The organism is uncultured Sphingomonas sp., from assembly GCF_902806265.1.
In the GTDB taxonomy this organism is placed as follows: Bacteria; Pseudomonadota; Alphaproteobacteria; order Sphingomonadales; family Sphingomonadaceae; genus Sphingomicrobium.
The window spans coordinates 59,077-78,131 of the sequence record NZ_CADCVZ010000036.1; the positions used below are offsets into that span (position 1 = coordinate 59,077).

Annotated in this window: 12 protein-coding genes and 1 pseudogene; 1 reads left to right on the forward strand and 12 read right to left on the reverse strand. The window is 67.7% G+C overall.

Annotated features, from left to right (window positions below):
* Positions 1-30: 30 nt before the first annotated feature.
* The 12 genes and pseudogenes from eda to QZX62_RS08310 all read right to left on the reverse strand — a co-directional run.
* Positions 31-615: pseudogene (eda, locus tag QZX62_RS08255) on the reverse strand (bifunctional 4-hydroxy-2-oxoglutarate aldolase/2-dehydro-3-deoxy-phosphogluconate aldolase); the annotation flags it as partial.
* The gene (locus QZX62_RS08260) at positions 612-1,583 is read right to left on the reverse strand and encodes a glucokinase (RefSeq protein WP_294173585.1); all 972 of its coding nucleotides are present in this window, start codon (positions 1,581-1,583) and stop codon (positions 612-614) included. The pseudogene eda and the gene QZX62_RS08260, both read right to left, overlap by 4 nt.
* Positions 1,580-3,394 (reverse strand): phosphogluconate dehydratase, encoded by a 1,815-nt coding sequence (gene edd / locus QZX62_RS08265; RefSeq protein WP_294173587.1) that lies wholly within the window; start codon positions 3,392-3,394, stop codon positions 1,580-1,582. Before edd ends, QZX62_RS08260 begins: the two co-directional genes overlap by 4 nt.
* Positions 3,391-4,095 carry a 6-phosphogluconolactonase gene (locus tag QZX62_RS08270; RefSeq protein WP_294173588.1) on the reverse strand — a complete coding sequence of 235 codons (705 nt, stop codon included), beginning with the start codon at positions 4,093-4,095 and terminating at the stop codon, positions 3,391-3,393. The genes edd and QZX62_RS08270 overlap by 4 nt, the downstream gene beginning before the upstream one ends.
* Positions 4,088-5,548 carry a glucose-6-phosphate dehydrogenase gene (gene zwf / locus QZX62_RS08275; protein ID WP_294173589.1) on the reverse strand — a complete coding sequence of 487 codons (1,461 nt, stop codon included), beginning with the start codon at positions 5,546-5,548 and terminating at the stop codon, positions 4,088-4,090. The genes QZX62_RS08270 and zwf overlap by 8 nt, the downstream gene beginning before the upstream one ends.
* The gene (locus QZX62_RS08280) at positions 5,545-7,056 is read right to left on the reverse strand and encodes a tryptophan halogenase family protein (RefSeq protein WP_294173590.1); all 1,512 of its coding nucleotides are present in this window, start codon (positions 7,054-7,056) and stop codon (positions 5,545-5,547) included. The genes zwf and QZX62_RS08280 overlap by 4 nt, the downstream gene beginning before the upstream one ends.
* The gene (locus tag QZX62_RS08285) at positions 7,053-7,961 is read right to left on the reverse strand and encodes an alpha/beta hydrolase-fold protein (RefSeq protein ID WP_294173591.1); all 909 of its coding nucleotides are present in this window, start codon (positions 7,959-7,961) and stop codon (positions 7,053-7,055) included. The genes QZX62_RS08280 and QZX62_RS08285 overlap by 4 nt, the downstream gene beginning before the upstream one ends.
* On the reverse strand, positions 7,958-10,045 hold the full coding sequence (locus QZX62_RS08290) for a glycoside hydrolase family 97 protein (protein WP_294173592.1): 2,088 nt from the start codon (positions 10,043-10,045) through the stop codon (positions 7,958-7,960). Before QZX62_RS08290 ends, QZX62_RS08285 begins: the two co-directional genes overlap by 4 nt.
* Positions 10,045-11,664: an alpha-amylase family glycosyl hydrolase gene (locus QZX62_RS08295; RefSeq protein ID WP_294173593.1), complete on the reverse strand. Its 1,620-nt coding sequence runs from the start codon at positions 11,662-11,664 to the stop codon at positions 10,045-10,047. Before QZX62_RS08295 ends, QZX62_RS08290 begins: the two co-directional genes overlap by 1 nt.
* Complete coding sequence (locus QZX62_RS08300) at positions 11,651-13,462, reverse strand: alpha-amylase family glycosyl hydrolase (RefSeq protein ID WP_294173595.1); 1,812 nt, start codon at positions 13,460-13,462, stop codon at positions 11,651-11,653. Before QZX62_RS08300 ends, QZX62_RS08295 begins: the two co-directional genes overlap by 14 nt.
* 13 nt (positions 13,463-13,475) lie before the next feature.
* The gene (locus QZX62_RS08305; protein ID WP_294173597.1) at positions 13,476-14,978 is read right to left on the reverse strand and encodes a tryptophan halogenase family protein; all 1,503 of its coding nucleotides are present in this window, start codon (positions 14,976-14,978) and stop codon (positions 13,476-13,478) included.
* A 68-nt stretch (positions 14,979-15,046) separates the two neighbouring features.
* Positions 15,047-17,878, reverse strand: a complete 2,832-nt coding sequence (locus QZX62_RS08310) for a TonB-dependent receptor (RefSeq protein WP_294173599.1) — start codon at positions 17,876-17,878, stop codon at positions 15,047-15,049.
* 152 nt (positions 17,879-18,030) lie between these two features.
* On the opposite strand from QZX62_RS08310, the gene QZX62_RS08315 reads away from it, so the two are divergent.
* On the forward strand, positions 18,031-19,050 hold the full coding sequence (locus QZX62_RS08315) for a LacI family DNA-binding transcriptional regulator (protein WP_294173600.1): 1,020 nt from the start codon (positions 18,031-18,033) through the stop codon (positions 19,048-19,050).
* The last annotated feature ends 5 nt before the right edge of the window (positions 19,051-19,055 follow it).

Genomic DNA, 19,055 nt, shown 5'->3' on the forward strand with positions numbered 1-19,055 from the left:
TCGATCCCGAAGGACGGTTGCCGCCCGCGCCAGCTGCGCTACCTGCGTGAGGTCTGCTGCGCCCTTGGGCACGATCCAGGTCCCGCCGACGCAGCGCACGGCCGGGTGAGCCAGCCAGTCGGGCGCGTTTTCCGGGGTGATCCCGCCGGTGGGGCAGAAGCGGACGGATGCGAACGGCTCCGACAGCGACTTGAGGGCCGGCAAGCCGCCCGAAGCGACCGCCGGGAAGAACTTGAAGCGGTCGAGCCCGAGGTCCAGCCCGCGCATGACGTCACCAGCGCTGGATACTCCGGGAAGGTAGGCCAGCCCGGACTCCAGCACCGCCCGGCTGAGCCCTTCAGTCAGCCCCGGAGCGACGATGAAGGTGGCGCCGGCGTCCTGCGCTTGGGCCAGCTGCTCGCGGTTGACCACCGTGCCGGCCCCGACGATTGCGCCCGGCACCCTCGCCATGGCGTGGATTGCGTCCAGTGCATGGGACGTACGGAGGGTCACCTCGATAACCGGCAAGCCATTGCTCACCAGCGTTTCGGCGAGGGCCGCGGGGTCGATGCTGCCGTCGAGGATCAGTACGGGGATTACCGGCGCCGCGCCCATGATCTCGTCAATGGTCGTCATGGATGGGCCCTCGCGAAGGCAGCCGCGGCGCCGAAAAGCCCGGGCTGCGGATGGGTGATGAGCTTGACCGGCATCTCGTCCATGCGCCGCTCGAACCGGCCCTTGGCGATGAACCGGTCGCGAAAGCCCGAGCGCGGCAGGTGGGCGGCCAGGCGCAAGCCGAGGCCGCCGCCGATCACTACCGCCCGTGCCCCCTGCGCGAGTGCAAGATCGCCTGCCACCGCGCCGAGCGTCAGGCACAGCCGGTCGAGGGCGGCCGCGGCCAGGCTGTCGCTGCCGTCCATCGCCGCGGCCCACAGCTGCTTGTCGTCGCGGATGGTCAGCGGCCGGTTCTCGATCGCGCCCAGTGCCTCGTAGATATTGAACAGCCCGCGGCCGGAAATCAGCCGCTCGACCGAAACGCGGCGGAAGCTGCGGCGCAGTTCTTGAAGAATGCGGTCCTCCAGGCTGTCCAGCGGCGCGAAGTCGACGTGGCCGCCCTCGGTCTCGATCACCTGATAGGTCGAGGGATGGCGGACCAGGCTTGCGACCCCCAGGCCGGTACCGGGGCCGACGATGCTGACGATGCCTTCTTCCGGCAACGGCACCTCAGGTCCGCACAGGTGGGTGTAGGCCGAACCGTCGAGCGCGGCCACGGCATGGGCCACCGCGCCAAAGTCGTTGACGATGGCGTATCGCTCCACGCCGAGCTTCTCGCCGATCAGCGCCGGGCGGATCACCCAGGGGTTGTTTGTGAGCTTCAGCAGCTCGCCGCCGACCGGACCGGCGAACGAGATGGCAAGCTCGTGCGGCAAGATGTTGCCCGAACGGCGTCCGAACTCCTCCCAGGCGGTCTGGAAACTGGCATGTTCGGCGGTCTTGAGCGTGACCGGCTCGGACAGGTCGGTCACGCGGCCGCGCTCCACCGTCGCGAGCGCGAAGCGCGCGTGGGTGCCCCCGATGTCCGTAGTGACAATCCGCCGTGTCACGCTTGCTCCTGCTCCATCATCGCCAGCATCGCCGACGCGCCCCGCTCGGCATCGTCGGCTCCAAACCGCATCAACGCGAACAGCTCGCGGCCGGTGCCGGCAGGGGGCGGGGGCGACGGTGCGGGATCGCGCGCGGCCAGGTCCACCCCGACCGCCGCCAAGGTGCCATCCTCGGCCGAAAGCCGCACCACGTCGCCGTCCCGGAGGCGGCTGAGCGGCCCGCCGCCCAGCGCTTCGGGCGACACGTGAATGGCCGCGGGCACCTTGCCGCTCGCCCCCGACATGCGCCCGTCGGTGACCAGCGCCACGCGCTGTCCTCGGTCCTGCAGCACGCCCAAGGTCGGCACCAGCTTGTGCAGTTCGGGCATACCGTTGGCACGCGGACCCTGAAAGCGAACGACCACCACCACATCCCCGTTGAGCTCGCCCGCCGAGAAGGCACGCAGCACGTCGTTCTGGTCGGAGAAGACGCGCGCAGGCGCCTCCACCGTCCAGCGGGTAGGATCGACCGCGCTGGTCTTGAAGGTCGCACGACCGAGATTGCCTTGCACCAGCCGCATGCCCCCGTCGGGCAGGAACGGCTGCTGCACGGGCCGCAGCATGGTGTCGTTCCGGCTCTCGGTCACCTCGGTCCAAACGAGTTCGTCCCCGGCCAGCTCCGGGTTGGCGGTCCACGCCTGGAGGCTGTCCGCCCCGGCAGTTACGACATCCCCGTGGATCAGCCCGGCGCCGAGCAGCTCGCGCGTCACAAAGCCGATCCCGCCGGCATAATGGAAGTCGTTCACGTCGCCCGAACCATTCGGGTAGACCCGCGCGATCATCGGCACCGCGGCGGACAGCGCATCGAAATCCTCCCAGTCGATCAGGATGCCCGCGGCCCGCGCAATCGCGGGCAGGTGGATCGCGTGGTTGGTCGACCCGCCGGTCGCGAGCAGGCCGACGGTCGCGTTGACGATGCTGCGCTCGTCGACGCACTGGCTGAGCGGCCGCTGCTTGGTGGCGGCCAGCTCCGCCAGCCGGTGCACCGCCGCCTGGGTCAGCGCCTGGCGCAGCGGCGTGTTCGGCTGGATGAAGGCCGCATTAGGGATGTGCAGCCCCATCAGCTCCATCATCATCTGGTTGCTGTTGGCGGTGCCGTAGAAGGTGCAGGTGCCCGGCGCATGGTAGCTCGCCGCTTCCGAGGCGAGCAGTTCCTCGCGGCCGACCTTGCCCTCGGCGTAGAGCTGCCGCACCCGAACCTTTTCCTTGTTGCCGATCCCGGTCGGCATCGGCCCGCCCGGCACCAGCAGCACCGGCAGGTGACCGAAGCGCAGGGCCCCGATCAGCAGCCCGGGCACGATCTTGTCGCAGATGCCGAGCAGCGCCGCGCCCTCGAACATGCCGTGGCTCAGCGCCACCGCGGTCGACAGAGCGATGGTGTCGCGGCTGAACAGCGACAGGTCCATCCCGTCCTGCCCCTGGGTTACCCCATCGCACATCGCCGGCACCCCGCCGGCGACCTGCGCGGTCGCCCCGACCTCGCGCGCGAAGATCTTCATCTGCTCGGGGAAGCGCGCATAGGGCTGATGCGCGGACAGCATGTCGTTGTAGGCGGTGACGATGCCGATGTTCGGCCCCGCGATGTTACGGATGCGGTCCTTGTCCCCTTCCGCCGCCGCGAAGCCGTGGGCGAAATTGCCGCAACTCATCCGCGGCCGGCTGATGCCGCGCTCGGCCTGCGCAGCCATGAGGTCGAGGTAGCGCCGCCGGCTCGGCCGGGAACGCTCGACGATGCGCTCGGTGACGGCGGCGATGCGCGGGTCCAGGTTCATGCGGAGCACCAGTGAATGGTCGGAGGCTGCCGCAGGTCGGCCAGGACGCGCCCGATCGGCAGGTCGGAGTCGCTCCCCTCAGTGAGCGCTTGTTCGAGCAACGCGCGCTTCTTCTCGCCGGTTATACTTACGAGCACCGCATCGGCCGAGGCGATCGCGGACCTGGTCAGCGTCACCCGGGCGACCGGCGCTTCGGGCGGGAGCGGATCGGGCCGGACGCCGACCGCCCGACGCACCGCGGGAGCATCGAGCGCCGCCTGAAGGTCGGGACCCGCGAAGATGGAGGCGGTATGGCCGTCCTCGCCCATTCCGAGCCAGACCAGCGCGGGTGGCCAGGGCAGTTCCTGCAAGCGCGCGTCCGCAACATCGCCAGCACGCCCAGGCTCAGGCTCGCCATCCGCGATCGGAACGACCTTCGCGTCCGTGCCCGCGAAGCTCTCCTTAAGTAGCCGCGCGTTGCTCAGTTCCAAGCCGAGTTCGACCAGCCGCTCGTCCGTCGGGATCAGCGTCACTGCTTCCCACGGCAGCGCCGCCGCAGCGAGGTGGCGAAAGATCGGCCGCGGCGTGCTTCCGCCCGGCAGCGCCAGCAAGCTCCTTCCCCGCTCGCCAACCGAACGTCGCACGATCACACTCACGTCCCCGGCGACCGCCTCGGCGAAAGCGCCCGGATCGTCGTGACAGCGCCACTCGGCCCTAGTCATTCCAGCTCACCCCGTCGCGCTCGGCCAGCGCGATCGCCGCGGACGGACCCCAATTGCCCGCCGCGTAAGGCCGCGGCGCCATGCCGGCGGCGGTCCAGGCCGCGCGCACCCCGTCGATCCATTGCCATTGCGCTTCAACCTCGTCGCGACGCACGAACAAGGTGGGGTCCCCCTCCAGCAAGTCCAGCAGCAAGCGCTCATAGGCGATGCGCCGGCGCACGTCGCTGAAGGCATGCGGTTGGTCGATGTCGAGCGCAACCTCGCGCAGCCGGATGCCGCCTCGGTCGAGCCCAGGCAACTTGGCCATCAGCTCCAACGCGATGTTCTCTTCGGGCTGGATCGAGATGATCAGCCGGTTGGGAACGGTCCGCGCGCCGCGGCTGGCGAACATGGAGTGCGGCACCTGCCGGAACTGGATGACGATCTCCGTCCGCCGTTCAGGCATCCGCTTGCCTGTGCGCAGGTAGAAGGGCACGCCCGCCCAGCGCCAGTTGTCGACATGCGCCCGGAGCGCGACAAAGGTTTCCGTGGCCGACTGGCGGCTCAGCTCGTCCGAGTAGCCGGGCACCGGCTGGCTCGCCACCGCGCCCGGAGCATATTGCCCCGTGACCACTTCCCGCTCGATCCGCTCGGGCGTGAGCGGGCGCAGCGAGCGGAGCACCTTGACCTTCTCGTCCCGGATCGCGGTCGCATCGAAGCTCGCGGGCGGCTCCATCGCCACCAGCGCGAGCAGCTGCAGCATGTGGTTCTGGACCATGTCGCGCAGCGCACCCGTGCCATCGTAATAATCGCCGCGTTTCTCCAGGCCGACCGTCTCGGCGATGGTGATCTGCACATGCTCGATGTGCTGCGCGCTCCACAGCGGCTCGAACAGGATGTTGGCGAAGCGCAGCGCCAGCAGGTTCTGGACGGTCTCCTTGCCCAGGTAATGGTCGATGCGGAAGGTCTGCTCCTCGGTGTAGGCTGCCGCGACCGCGTCGTTGATCTCGCGGCTGGAAGCGAGATCGGTGCCGAGCGGTTTTTCCAGGGCCAGCCGCACGTTCGGGCCCGCCAGGCCGGCAGCCTCCAGATTGTCGATGGTCGGCTTGAACAAGCTCGGCGCAGTGGACAGGAAGATCGCAACTTCCCCCGCCTCGTCGCCCAGCGCCTCCGCTAGCCGCTGGAAGCCGTCGCCGTCCTGCGCGTCCAGCGGCACGTAGCGGAACCGCTCGGCGAACCGCTCGGCCGTACGCTCGTCGAACAGGCCGCCCGGCGCATGGTCGCGCAGCGCCGCCACCACATGCTCGCGATAGCCCGCATCATTCTGCTGGGTCCGCGCGGTCGCGACCACCGCCAGCTCCTTGGGCAGCAGCCCGTCTGCGTCCAATCCGTAGAGCGACGGCAGCAGCATGCGCGCGGCCAGATCGCCGGTGGCGCCGAACAGGATCAGCGTGGAAGCGACGGCGCGGCTCATGCGGCCACCCGCTGCTGGAGCGCGGCAAGGGCTGCGCGGTGGGTCGGGAAATTGCGTGCGCAGCCGGCGATGAAGCGTTCCACCTCGGCCATGTCGATGGGCGCGATGTCCGGGCCGGGTGCGCGCAGCCGGCTCTCGTCGGGGAAGTTGCCGTACCCCGCCAGCATGCAGTGCCAGCTGAGCGGCGGGTATATGTCGGCGATGCCCTGGCGATGAATCTCGTCCGTCAAATCCGCACCCGTGAACCAGGCGGTGATGATGCCCTTGAGGCTGTCCGACAGCCGGTCGTGCCCCGTCGCATCGCGCCAATAGTAGGTGTCGCGCCGCTGGGCCGTGCGATAGTGGCCGACGATGTAGTCGCGGATGCCTTCGTAGCGGCGGGCAATGGCGGCGTTGAACTGGTCGCGCTCGGCTTTCTCGTAAGCGTCCAGGAAGCTTTCCACCGTCTCCAGTACGACGTGGAGCGCGGTCGCTTCCAATGGCTCCAGAAAGCCCTGCGCGAGGCCGATCGCCAGGCAGTTCCTCACCCAGCTCCGCTGGACGCGGCCGCAGCGCATGTTGAGGTGCCGCACTTCGGCATCGGCCGGCAGACCGAGGTGGGCGCGCAGCTCGGCCGCGGCGTCTTCCGGGTCGAGGTAGCGCGATGAATAGACGTAGCCGTTGCCCGCCCGCGCGGTCAGTGGAATGTGCCAGATCCATCCGGCCGATGCGGCGGTCGCCGTTGTGCAGGCGAGCGGCCCGCTTGTCGGCAGCGGCGTCGGGGCGACCACCGCCCGGTCGTTGAACAGATTGTCGGCGAAGCTCAGGTGCTTCTCGCCCAGCGCACCCTCGATGATGGCCGCACGAAAGCCGCTGGCGTCCAGGAACAGCTCGGCCTCAAACCGCCGCCCGTCGTCGGCGATCAGCGCGGCGACGTCGTCGGCTTCGTTCAGCTGTACCTCGGCGATCGTGGCGGTCTCATGCCTGACACCGCGCCCTACAGCGAAGTCCCGCAGCGTGGCGCCGACCAGATGGGCGTCGAAGTGGTAGCCGTAGCCGATACGGAACGGGAAGTTGTCGGGAGCAAGCGGCGCCAGCCCGCCGCGGGCGATGCGCGTGCTGAGATAGAATGGGTCTGGATGCACGCGTACGTCACGGCCCGCTCGTCGCGCGCGGGTCGCATAGAAGAACTTGCCTTCGGTGAACCTGTCGACCTCGGTCGGGAACGGATGGAAGTAGCGCTCGAACCCGGGCCGGTCGGACCAGCCCGCAAACTCGATCCCTGCCTTGTAGGTGGCATTGCAGCGCGGCATCCACTCAGCCTCGCCGATCCCGAGCTGGTCGAAGAAGGCCTTGAGCTGGGGGGTCGAGCCCTCGCCCACGCCGATAATGCCGATGTCCTTGGACTCGATCAGGGTGACGTCGCAGCCTGCCCCGCCCCAGCGCTGCTGCAGCAGGTTGGCGGCCATCCATCCGGCGGTTCCGCCACCGAGGATGATCACGCTGCGGGGCGGCGGGCGGGCGGTCACTTCCAATCGCTCAGCAGCCAGCCGAAGATCTCGTCGAGCCGCGCGGCCCAGGCATTCTCGTCATGCTCCGCCCCTTGGTATACGCGGCTCTCGAAATCCCTGCCCTGCCGCCAGCCGAGGCGCTTCGCCTCTGCGTCGATTACCTGCTGATAGGGAGCATAGTGCGCGTCAAGTGTCGCGGTGCCGTGATCCATCCAAAGCTTGCGGCCCCTGGGTGCGCGCAGCTGATTGTACAGGTAGACCCGCCACGCACCCTTGATCGTCTCGCCAAGCCCCGGCGCTTTGGCGAGGTCGTCCGGACCGATCAGCGCGAAGTGGGTGGAGACCGCTGCCGCCTTGCCGAACACGTCCGGGCGCTCGGTCAGCGCGTAGAGGCTGATCAGCCCGCCCATGCTTGAGCCCGCGACCGCCGTGTGTCTTGCCTGCGGACGGGTTCGGTAAATGCGGTCCATCAGCGGCTTCAGCTCGTCGGCCAGGAAGCGGAGGTAGGCGTCGCCTTTCAGCGGCCCCGCGGAGCTCTCGATGCCTGCCCGAAGCAACGGCTCCGCCACCTTGACCGGGAAATATCGCTGGTACCGCTCCTTCCCGGGATGATCGACGCCCACGATAATGAACGGCCGCGTCTTGCGGTCGGCGATCAGCCGGAGTGCGGACCGGTCCGCCGCCCAGATCTTGTTGTAGCCGGACCGCTCCTTGAAGAATAGGTTCTGCCCATCGTGCATGTAGACGACCGGGTACCGCCGCCTGGTCTCGCGGGCGTAGCCGGGCGGCAGCCAGACGGTGACCGTCGCCTGGGGAACGAAGGCGGAGGGCACCTCATGGCTGATGAAGTGGCCTTCGTCCCGCGCGTGCGCCGGAGCCGCCAGCGCCAGCCACAGCAATAGGGCGAGAAGCCAGCCCCTCACCGGCCGAGCGGCACGAACCGCACCGCGATGCCGCCGCCCGCCGCCAGCCGCACGGGCAGGCTGTCGGTACTGCGGACCACGCGCCGCTCGATCACGATGCTGCGCGGATTGGTGCGGAAGTCGGCGTCGTCGCCGTCGCGGTAGATCTCCGCGCGGTAGCGGCGGCCCGTTTGAAGGAAGGACAGCGGCACCGTCATCGTCCGCGCTTCCTCATCGGTGATGCCGCCCAGGAACCAGTTCGCCTTGCCCCGCTCCTTACGCGCGATCACCGCATAGTCGCCGACCGACCCGGCCAGCATGCGCGTGTCGTCCCAATCCACCGCGACGTCCTTGATGAACTGGAAGGGCGCCATGTTCGCTCCGTAGTTCTCGGGCAGGTCGGCGGCCATCTGGATGGGCGAGTAGATCGTCACATAATAGGCCAGCTGCCGCGCCAACGTCGAAGGGATCGGCGTATTGCCGCGCCCGGTGAGGCTGAGGATGCCGGGCGTGAAGTCCATCGGGCCCGACAGCATGCGGGTGAACAGCAGTTCCGTGTCGTACCGCGGCGGGTTCTTGGGCTCGGCCCAGGCGTTGTACTCCATGCCGCGCTGGCCTTCGCGGCTGATCCAATTGGGGTAGGTTCGGCGCAGGCCCGTGTCCTTGATCGGCTCGTGCGGGTTGACCGCGATGCGGCGCTTGGCGGCTTCGGTTACGACCTTGAGGTGGTGGCGGCTCATGGCCTGGCCTTCATGCCACTCGAACACGCGGCGCCCGTCCGGCCCCAACGCCTGCACCCCGCCCGCGTCGGCGACATAGCCGGTCTTGACGCTGTCGACGCCCAGTCGCCGGTAAAGGTCCAGTGCGGCGGGCAGCTGCCGCTCGTAGTTGACGATGTTGGCGCTGGTCTCGTGATGCCCGATCAGGCGAACGCCCTTGCCCCGACCGTAGCGCGTCACCTCCGCGATGTCGAAATCGGGATAGGCTTCGGTGAAGCTGAAGTCGTCCCCGGTGGCGAACCAGTCGCCGTCCCAGCCCTTGTTCCAGCCTTCCACCAGCAGGCCGCTGAAGCCGTGCCGGGCCGCGAAGTCGATCATGCGCTTGGCGTAGGCGGTGGTGGCGCCATGCTTCGGGCCGGAGTTCCAGGTCTGGGTATCGAGGTGCATGCCCCACCAGATGCCCATGTACTTGCGTGGTTTCACCCAGCTGACGTCGCCCAGCTTGTTGGGCTCGTTCAAGTTCAGGAACACGGTGTTGGCATGGTAGAGCGCGGGCGCGTCCGGCGCGATCAGGATGACCCGCCATGGCGTCTCGAACGGCGTGTCGCGCACCACCTTGGGACCGCTCGACGAGGGCGTCAGCGCCGCCTTCAGCAGCCCGCCGCCCCCACTCGCCACGTTCATGCCGGAATAGTCGATCAGCGCGGCCTCATGGATCGACAAGTGCAGCCCGCTGCGGGTGCGCATGGTGAGCGGCGTCTGGCCGATGCCGATCCCGGCGACTGGGGAATGGTTGTAGAGATATTCCTCGCGGTTGCTTTCGAACGCCGGCGCCCACCAGGCCTCCCCCTGCTCGACGATGCGGAACTGCGTCAGCTCCTCGACGATGTTGGCGGTCTTGAGGTTCGGCTGCTCGGGCAGCTCGTAGCGGAAGGCCACCGCGTTATCGAAAATGCGAAAGCGCACCCGCATGGTGCGGCGTAGCTTGTCCTTCTCCGCGAAGGTCGCGACCAGCTCGTTATGGTTGTCGCGAACAGTGCGCCACTCGCCCCAGGGCTGCGTCCAGCTCTCGTCCTTGCTGCTCTTGGTGGCGCTCTGCAGCGCCATGTTGCGCAGCAGCTGGCGGCTGTCGCTGAACAGGAAGCCGAGATGGCTTTCCCCGATCACCGGCTGCCCGGCGCGCGACACGGCATAGCCGACGCGCCCTTCGCCATTGACCGTCAGGTTGAGCGCCAGCTGGCCATCGGGTGATGTGGCCGAGGCGACCGCGTTGATTCCGGCCGCCTGCGCGACGTCGCTCTGCTGCGTAGCGTCGGTGGTCTGCGCCAAGACGGGGCCAGCCGCCAACATGAGCCAAGCCGCGGCAGCCAAGCGAACTAAACGCATCAATGGATCTCCTCGATGAGGGCAGCATAGGGTTCAAGCGCGTCGGCGAGAACCCGGCCTGTTTCGATCAGCGCGCCGTTGTGGCGGCGGAGTGGCGCCTCGACATCGCTGAGGTTGAAGGTGCAGCGGACCGTCCGGCCGGCGTAGCTCCGCTCGAAGACGAGCAGCTGCGCGCTTGCCTCGCGGACCTCCAGCCGGCCCCAGCGCAGCGCGGGCGTGCGTCGGCGAAGCGCCAGCACCTCGCGGGTGAAGCTTAGTTGCGACCGCGGGTCGGCGCTCTGGCGGTCCACCGCAAGGACCGCGTGGTCAAGGCCGAACGGCAGCCACGGCTCACCGCTGGTGAAGCCGTGCCCCGGTGCGTTCCCCAGCCACGGCATCGGCGTGCGCACGCCGTCCCGGCTGAGCGTCTGCGGCCAATTGGCGATCGCTTCGGGATCCTTCAGCTGGTGGAACGGCACGTCCACCTGGGTCAGCCCCAGCTCCTCGCCCTGGAACAGGATGATCGACCCCCGCAGCGAGGCCAGCAACAGCATCTTGGTCCGGGCGAACTGCTCCCGGTGCTCCGGCGCGACCCAGCGCGAGACGGCGCGCGGTGCGTCATGGTTCTCGAACGCCCAGCTCGGCCAGCCAACGTCCGGCGCGTCCGGCCAATGCTCGACCGTGCGCGCGACCAGCTCGGGAGTCAGGGCCTCCGCGTAGAGGTAATCGAAGCCGTAAGCGCTGTGCAGCCGGCTGGGCCCGGCCGTATACTCATGCATCTCGGTCAGCGCCTGCTCGCCGCCGACTTCGGCCAGGGCGAAGCGGTCGCCGTAGCTGTCGATCACTTCGCGCAGCCGCTCCAGGAACAGCGCGATCTCAGGCTGCGACTGGTTGTGGATGTGGTGCTGGAAGTCGAACGGCCGCGTGCGCTTGATGGGGTTCGCGACCGGCGGATTATCCCGCAGCGCCGGGTCGCACATCATGAAATTGATCGCGTCGAAGCGGAAGCCGTCGACCCCACGGTCGAGCCAGAAGCGGGTGATGTCGAGCAGCGCTTCCTGCACTTGGAGGTGGCGGCAATCGAGCTGGGGCTGCTCGCGGAGGAAGTTGTGGTGAAAATATTGCTCGCGCCGCGCATCCCAGGTCCACGACGGACCGCCGAACACCGACTGCCAGTTGTTGGGCGGCGACCCGTCGGCCTTCGGGTCGGCCCAGACGTACCAGTCCGCCTTGCCGTTGCGCTGGTCGGAGCGGCTCTCGACGAACCAGGGATGCTGGTCGCTGGTATGCGAATAAACCTGGTCGATCAGGACCTTGAGGCCGAGCGCGTGGGCCCGCGCGACCACCGCATCGAAGTCGGCCAGGCTGCCGAAGATCGGATCGACCCCGCGGTAGTCGGCCACGTCGTAGCCGAAGTCCTTCATCGGCGATGTATAGAAAGGCGAGATCCAGATGCAGTCGACGCCCAAGCTCGCCACATGGTCGAGGTGCGTGGCGATGCCCCGCAGGTCGCCGACCCCGTCACCGTCCGAGTCCGCGAAGCTGCGCGGGTAGATCTGGTAGATCGCCGCGCCCTTCCACCACGGCTCGACCGCCGCAGCTTGCACGCGCTGCAGCGGCTCGGCGTTAGCGTGCGGCATGGCAGATGGCGTAGCCAAGCGGGGGCAGGCTGATGCGGAGGCTGCCCGGCGCCTGCGCGGCCGTCGGGCACGGACCTGCGAGCGCGCGGAAGGCTGTCGAACCGACATCGACCTGCACATTGCGCGCAATCGGCTGGGTACTGGTATTGACCATCATCACCACCTCCTCGTTGCCGAGCAGGCGCGAAAAGGCGAGCAGCCCGGGCGCGTCCTCCGTCGCCCGGACGAGGGTCGCTCCGCGGCGCAGGGCGGGCTGCGCCTTGCGGACGGCCGCAAGCTCCGCGATCAACCGGTACAGCGGGTGATTGGGGTCGAAGTTCTCCCCGGCCGTCGTGCGCTCGGACCCGAGCAGGTCGTTGTCGTTGTAGCTTGCGACCCGTGACGAGAACAGCGTCTCGCGCGAGTCCTGGTCACCACCGTCGCCAACGAACCCCTGCTCGTCCCCCGAGTAGATGGTGGGAACGCCGCGCGCCGTCATCATCAGCACATGGCCAAGCATCACCCGCTTGAGCAGCTCATCCGCGCTCGCGTTGGGATTGGCCTGCCGGACGTAAAAGGCGAAGCGACCCTGGTCGTGGTTGCCGAGGAAGGTCGGCAGCTGCTTGGCCCGCTCCTCGCCGCCGGCGTACAGCACGTCCTGGCTGAAGAACTCGCGCCAGATCTCGGTCGGCTGGTTGCTGGCGACGCTGCGCAGCACCGCCTGCTTGAAGGCGAAGTCGAGCACGCTCGGCAGCCGGTCGCGGATCGTGTGCTTGGCTAGGACGCCAGGCTGGAAGTCGTCGCTCGCGACCTCGCCGAAGATGTGGAAGTTGGGGATGCCGCGCGCCTTCGCCCGCTCCAGCATCGCCGGCGCGAACGCTTGCCAGAACTCCGGATTGACGTGCCGCGCGGTATCGATGCGGAAGCCGTCGATCCCGAAGCGGTCGATCCACGAGCCGAAGACGTCGATCATGCCGGCGACCACCCGCGGGTTCTCCGTCATCAGGTCATCGAGGCCGACGAAGTCGCCCAGGTCGTTCGACTCCCCGCGGAACACGGTGTCGCCGCGGTTGTGGTAGTAGATCGGGTCATTGAGCCAGGCGGGCACCTTCACGCTGCGCTCAGCCGGCGCGACCTTGACCGTGTAGGCGTAGTTGGGATCGGTCAGCCGCGCGAAGTTCTCCGCGGTGCCGACCTGGTGGCCGAGGAAGCCTCCATTGATCCGGGCGCCCGTCACCCCGCCGCGGGTCTGGTAGGGATAGTCCGCGATGCTGCGGTAAGTGCACTCACCCCGGCCCTCGCATTCGGCAAAGTAGAGGACATCCGCCGTGTGGTTGGCGATGATGTCCATGTAGACCTTCATGCCCCGCGCGTGAGCCGCGTCGACCAGCGCCTTGAAGTCGGCGTTGGTGCCGAGGTGCGGGTCGACCTGGGTGAAGTCGGTTACCCAATAGCCGTGGTAGCCTGAGCTCTCGCGGCCCGGCGGCCCCTGCACCGGCTTGTTCTTGAAGATGGGTGCCACCCACAGGGCGGTCACGCCCATGCCTTGCAGGTAATCGAGCCGCTTCAGCAGCCCGCGGAGATCACCGCCATGATAGAAGCCCTTGTGCGTCGGGTCGAAGCCATGGGCCAACCGCCCACCGCGGATGCCGCCCGTGTCGTTGCGCTTGTCGCCGTTCTCGAAGCGGTCGGGCAGCAGGAAGTAGATGATCTCGTCCTCCGGCAAGCGGGCGCGCACGGCGCCAATGTCCTGCGCCGGGGCGGGAGCCGCCGCGGTGGCTGCGATGCTTGCTGCGAGTGAAAGCAATAAGCGCTTCATTCCTGATCCTTCTTCAACTCGCCACCACCTGTCGTACCGCCTCCGCATGGGTCGGCATCGCCGCGGCCCTGCGCAGGTAAGCGTCGCGCAGCGACTTGAGGTAGCCGGCAAGCTCCTCACCCTCGACCTGGTCGGCCAGCGGATGCCAGTCGGCCGGCAGCACGTCCTGCCCGATCAGCACCTGCGCCCAGCCCTCCTCGGTGAATAGTTCCTCGTGCTCGCGGTGCAGTCGGCCCGACGCGCGCCAAGGCTCCAGCTTCTCCGTCAGGCTGTCGGGCACCGCCATGTTGCGGCACGCATCCCAGAATGGCTCGCCCACCCGGCCGTTGGCCTTGTAGTGGAGCACGATGAAGTCGCGGATGCGCTCCCATTCGAGCGCGGTCAGCCGATTGAACTCGGCTCGGTCGGTGGGCTCAACCCAGCTGCGGGGGAAGTATGTCAGCAGCCGCGCGATGCCCGATTGCACCAGGTGGAGGCTGGTCGACTCGAGCGGCTCCATGAACCCTGCCGCAAGCCCCAGCGCAACGCAGTTCCCCGACCAGAACTCCGCTCGCCGGCCGGTGGTGAAGCGCAGCGGACGCGGCTGGTCGAGCGGCTCCCCGTCGAGATTGGCGAGCAGCACCGCCGCTGCCTCGTCGTCGCTGGTGTAGGCATCGCAGTAGACGTGCCCGTTGCCCGTGCGATGCTGCAGCGGGATGCGCCACTGCCACCCCGCGGGCCGCGCAAGCGACTGGGTATATGGGCGGAACGCCTCGCTGCGGGCGCAGGGCACGGCCAGTGCGCGGTTGCACGGCAGGCTGCTGGACCAGTCGAGGTACTTGCTGCCCAGCGCCTCACCGATCAGCATTCCGCGGAAGCCCGTGCAGTCGATGAACAGGTCGCCCTCGATGCGCCGCTCGCCATCGAACAGCAGCGCCGCGATGTCCCCGGTCTCGCGATCGCGCTCGACCCGTTCGATCGTGCCCTCGACCCGGGTGACGCCGTTGGCCTCGGCGAAGCGTCGCAGAAAGGCGGCGTAGAGCAAGGCGTCGAAGTGAAAGGCATAAACGAGGTCGGGCAACGCTCCAGCACGTCCTCCGCCTGCTGCTCGTCCCAGCCGCCCGGCGCGCGCCGCCGTTTCGTTGAGCGAGTAGGCGCCATAGTCCTCGCCCAGCCCACTCGCCCGCGCCTTGCGCCACAGGTGATGGAACGGCACGAGGCCCAGACCGCGGCCGACCGGCCCGAAGGCGTGCATGTAGCGGTGGCTGCGGCGGGTCCAGCCGTCGAACTCGATCCCCAGCTTGTAGGTCGCCTCCGTGGCCGCGACGAACTGGCGCTCGTCGATCCCGAGGCTGCGGTTGAACAGGTGGATCTGCGGGATCGTCGCTTCGCCGACGCCTACCGTGCCGATGGCTTCCGACTCCACCAGCGTGACCTGGTAGCGGCTGTCGAGGAACCGGCCGAGCGCGGCCGCGGCCATCCACCCGGCGCTGCCGCCGCCCGCGATCACGATCCTGCTGACCGGCCCTGAGCTCATCGCCTCCGCCGCTTACTGGCCCGGGGATCCGCCGGCGTCGCGCGGCGGACCCTCATTTGGCTGACAGATCAGAACTTGTAGGTGAAGCCCGCGAGGAAGCGCCGCCCGTAGCTCTGATAGTCGATGACGGTCAGCGGCCGATCGGGTTCGGCCAAGGAGCCGAAGCGCTCATCCGTCAGGTTCTGCCCCTGAAGGTACAGCGACAGCCCCTGGAACGACGAGCCCTCCCCGAAGTCATAGCCGACCTGCGCATCGACGATCGTCTCCTTGAGCGCGTTGCGGCGCTGCGTCGAGCCGCCGAACGCGACGAAGTCCCCAAGGAAGCCGGTCCGGTGCCGCACGCTGCCGCGGGCATTGAAGCCGTACCGTTCGAAGAACAGCGTGCCGTTGGCCACCCACTTGGAATAGCCGGGGATCTGTTGGACGTCTCCGTCCGGATTGCGCACCCTGGTCTTGGTGTAGCCCACGCCGCCGGTGAAGCCGAAGCCCTCCAGGATCGGCGTGACGAGCCCAAAGGGCAAGGTCCCGGCGAGCTCGGCACCGTACAGCTTGCCTCCGCCCACGTTGGTCGGCGCCGTGAGGAAACCTACGGTATCCGGCGGGATCGGCCCGCTGGACGGCGGCGGGTAGGCCGCATAGTCGAACTCGAACTGACGAGTAAGAATGAAGTCCTTCAGCTTTTTGTGGAACAGCTGCAAGGCGATGTAGCCGGACCCGCCGAAGTATTTTTCGATGTTGAAGTCGACAGCGCGGGCGCGATACGGCTGCAGCGTCGGATTGCCGCCGCTGCCGTCGTAGGTCGGCACACCGTTGATGAAGATGGCGCCATAGCTGATCGCCGAGCGCAGGTCGTCCAACCGCGGCCGCTGCATCTGCTTGGACGCCGCGAACCGGACGACAAAGTCGTTCGGGAAGCGCGCGGACAGGTTCAGCGCGGGCAGCACATCGGTGTACTTGTCGCCGGCACTGACATCGACCTGCGTGCCGCTGAGGAAGGCGATGCCGCTTGACGACTGATCGGTCCGCACGACCTGCACACCAATGTTGCCAGTCAACTGCGCAGCGCCAAGCTCCGCATCGATGTTGGCCTGGACATAGCCGGTGAGCAGCTTCTCCTTGATGTTGTAAGCCTTGGCCGGGATGTCATTGGAAACGTTGGGATCAAGCACCAACACGCCATCGTCGAGCAGCTCCCGCGGGTCGTAGCTGACGATCGGGCCGAGCCCGAGGTACCCGAGGTTGGTCGGTCGCAGCAGATACTGCTCCGGTATGTCCGCGATCGTGGCCCCACCCGGCAGTCCGACAAAGAACTCGTCGGGGGTGAGCCGCTTGTTGCGATCGGTGAGGTTCACACCGATCTTGACGCCGCTCAGGAAACCGATCTCGGGCAGTTCCCGCTCCAGTTCGGCGCGGTACTGCTTGAGGTCGTCCTTGATGATCCGGTTGTTGTAATAGCCTGCCTGCACGCGGCTACCGCCCCAGCCCAGCGGGTCAGTCAGCCGGATGAGGTTAGGGTCGCTATAGTCCAGTGTCGGGTCGAACTCGCAACCTGTCCGCCCGCACTCGAAGCCGAGGGTATCGGTCGGATCGATCTGCGGAGTGCCGGCCGGACCCGATACCCAATTGTAGCCGGTACCCGAATAGCTTTCGATGCTCAGCTCCTCGCGGTCGGTGCGCGACCAGCCGAAGTCGACGAAGCCTTTCCATGCTCCGCCATTGTCGAACGCGGCGTTCAGGCCGAAGGAATAGAGATCGGCCTTGCGGTTGAAGATGTCGTTGCGAACCACGCCTTGAACGTTCTCCAGCGTTCCGCGGACATATTGATCGTCCTCGACCTCGAAGGTCGTGGGATCCCCCGTGGTGCCGAAGAAGCTGACCGGCAGCTCGATGCCACGCTTGAACTGGTCGTCATCGAAGTGGCTGTAGAAGCCGTCGGCCGTCAGCTTGATCGCGTCGGTGGGACGCGCCTGCACCGTCGCATTGACGCCGAAGCGCTTGAGGTCGGTCGAGGTGACGAACGACTTGAAGCCGGACGGCAGCAGGTTGCCCGTGTCATCCGGCGTGAAGAAGCCCCACGCGTTATATTCCTGCGTCTGGTAGGGCTCGTCCAGGTAGGACGCCGCGACCGCCACGCCCAGCCGGTCGTCGGCGAACTGATCGACGTAGGTCGCGTTGACCCGGTAGCCCTTGTCCCTTGAGCCGGCGTTCAGCTTGCCGAGGTCGGTGTAGCTGCCACGCGCGCCGATCGCGACGACGCGCTTGCCGAAGTCGATCGGCCGGATCGTGCGAAGGTCGACCGTGCCGACCAGCCCCTGCCCGACCAGGCTTGCCGCGGGGGTCTTGTAGACCACGACCTGGTTGATGATCTCCGACGGGTATTGGTCGAATTCGACGCCGCGATTGTCGTTGGTCGAAGTCTGCTCACGGCCGTTAAGCAGTGTCTGCGAGAAGTCCGGGCCGAACCCGCGGATGGAGATTACGTTCGCGCGACCCTGGGTACGCTGCGACGCAATGCCGGGCAGGCGTGCGATCGACTCACCGATAGATGCGTCCGGCAGCTTGCCGATGTCTTCAGCGGTCACCGATTCGACGATCTGCTCCTGGCGCTTCTTGGTATTCACCGCGCTCTGCAGAGCGGCGCGGAAGCCGGTAACCACGATCTCCTGGTTCGCTGCTTCTTCCTCACCGGTCGGCGGAGCCGGCGAAGCGGCGTCGTCCCGCGCCTGGTCTTCGGCAACCGTGTCGGCACCCGTGACCGGCGAGGTCTGCGTCTCCTGCGTGGTGGTGACGGAGGTGCCCGCATCCTGCGCCGCCGCGGGGCTTGCGCCAAGCATCAGCGCGCACCCGAGAGCCAAGCTGCTCGCCCCGGCCAGGCGCGCCCGCATAAACGTCGCAGTCATTGTTTGTTCTCCTGTACCTGCGGCGCCGAACGGACCGCAGCCCTCCATCCCGTGGTTGCAACCACGTTACAGCCCAAGACTACCAGCCAATTACGGGAGCGAAATGGGGGGCTTGGCTATACATACGTATTCACCTCTCCTAGGCTTCGCTTGTGCCGAACCGGCGTCCCACTTCCTTCGACATCGCGGCCCTGGCTGGCGTGTCGCAGCCCACTGTGTCGCGGGCATTGTGCGGCAATCCCGCGGTCAGTGCGGAAACGCGGGCGCGTGTTTTCGCCGCCGCCGAGCAGCTTAACTACAAGGTCGACAAGAACGCTTCGGGCCTCCGCCGCCGGCAGGCGCTGACGCTGGCGGCCCTGTTCTTTGAGGATCCCACGCCCGACGATACGCTGATCAACCCCTTCTACCTGTCGATGCTGGGCGCCATGGTCCGCGCCTGCGCGGCGCGGGGCTACGACCTCCTGATCAGCTTCCAGCAGCTCAGCGACGATTGGCACGTCGACTATGAGGACAGCCGCAAGGCCGACGGGATCATTCTGCTCGGCTACGGCGACTATCTGCTGCACCGGCCGCGGCTGGAACAGCTGGTCGCGCATGGCACGCACTTCATCTGCTGGGGCAATCCGCGGGCGGCGGAGTTTGGCGCGGTGGTCGGGTCGGACAACGAAGGGGGTGGTTACGCCGCGACCCGCCACCTGCTTGGGCTCGGGCGGCGGCGGATCGCCTTTCTCGGCACGGCCACCGAAGCATACCCGGAGTTCCTCCATCGCCGGCAGGGCTATTGCCGCGCGCTGGAGGAAGCTGGCTTGCCGGTCGAGGAGAGTCTATCGGTGCCCGCGGGCCCAAGCGAAGCCGAAGGACGTGCGGCCGTTGCGGAGCTGGCCCGCCGCGGCCCGCTGCCCGAGGCCGTTTTCGCCTCATCCGACCTCGCGGCGATCGGGGCAATGCACGCGTTGGCGGAACTTGGGCTTCAGGTTCCCCAAGACGTGTCGGTGATCGGCTTCGACGACCTTGCCGCGGCCGGCTACGCCAACCCCCCGCTGACCACGGTGGCGCAGGACGCCAAGGCGGCGGGCGCCGCGCTGGTCGACGCGCTGATTGAGCGGATCGAGAACGGGCAGACCGCCTGCCGGCTGCTGCCCGTCCAGCTTAAGGTACGCGGCTCGGCCTAGGGTCC

Bases quoted from the DNA above. Each gene is read 5' to 3' on its own strand.
- edd (WP_294173587.1), bottom strand. From the start codon at position 3,394: ATGAACCTGGACCCGCGCATCGCCGCCGTCACCGAGCGCATCGTCGAG.
- QZX62_RS08270 (WP_294173588.1), bottom strand. From the start codon at position 4,095: ATGACTAGGGCCGAGTGGCGCTGTCACGACGATCCGGGCGCTTTCGCC.
- zwf (WP_294173589.1), bottom strand. From the start codon at position 5,548: ATGAGCCGCGCCGTCGCTTCCACGCTGATCCTGTTCGGCGCCACCGGC.
- QZX62_RS08290 (WP_294173592.1), bottom strand. From the start codon at position 10,045: ATGCGTTTAGTTCGCTTGGCTGCCGCGGCTTGGCTCATGTTGGCGGCT.
- QZX62_RS08295 (WP_294173593.1), bottom strand. From the start codon at position 11,664: ATGCCGCACGCTAACGCCGAGCCGCTGCAGCGCGTGCAAGCTGCGGCG.
- QZX62_RS08300 (WP_294173595.1), bottom strand. From the start codon at position 13,462: ATGAAGCGCTTATTGCTTTCACTCGCAGCAAGCATCGCAGCCACCGCG.
- QZX62_RS08305 (WP_294173597.1), bottom strand. From the start codon at position 14,978: ATGAGCTCAGGGCCGGTCAGCAGGATCGTGATCGCGGGCGGCGGCAGC.
- QZX62_RS08310 (WP_294173599.1), bottom strand. From the start codon at position 17,878: ATGACTGCGACGTTTATGCGGGCGCGCCTGGCCGGGGCGAGCAGCTTG.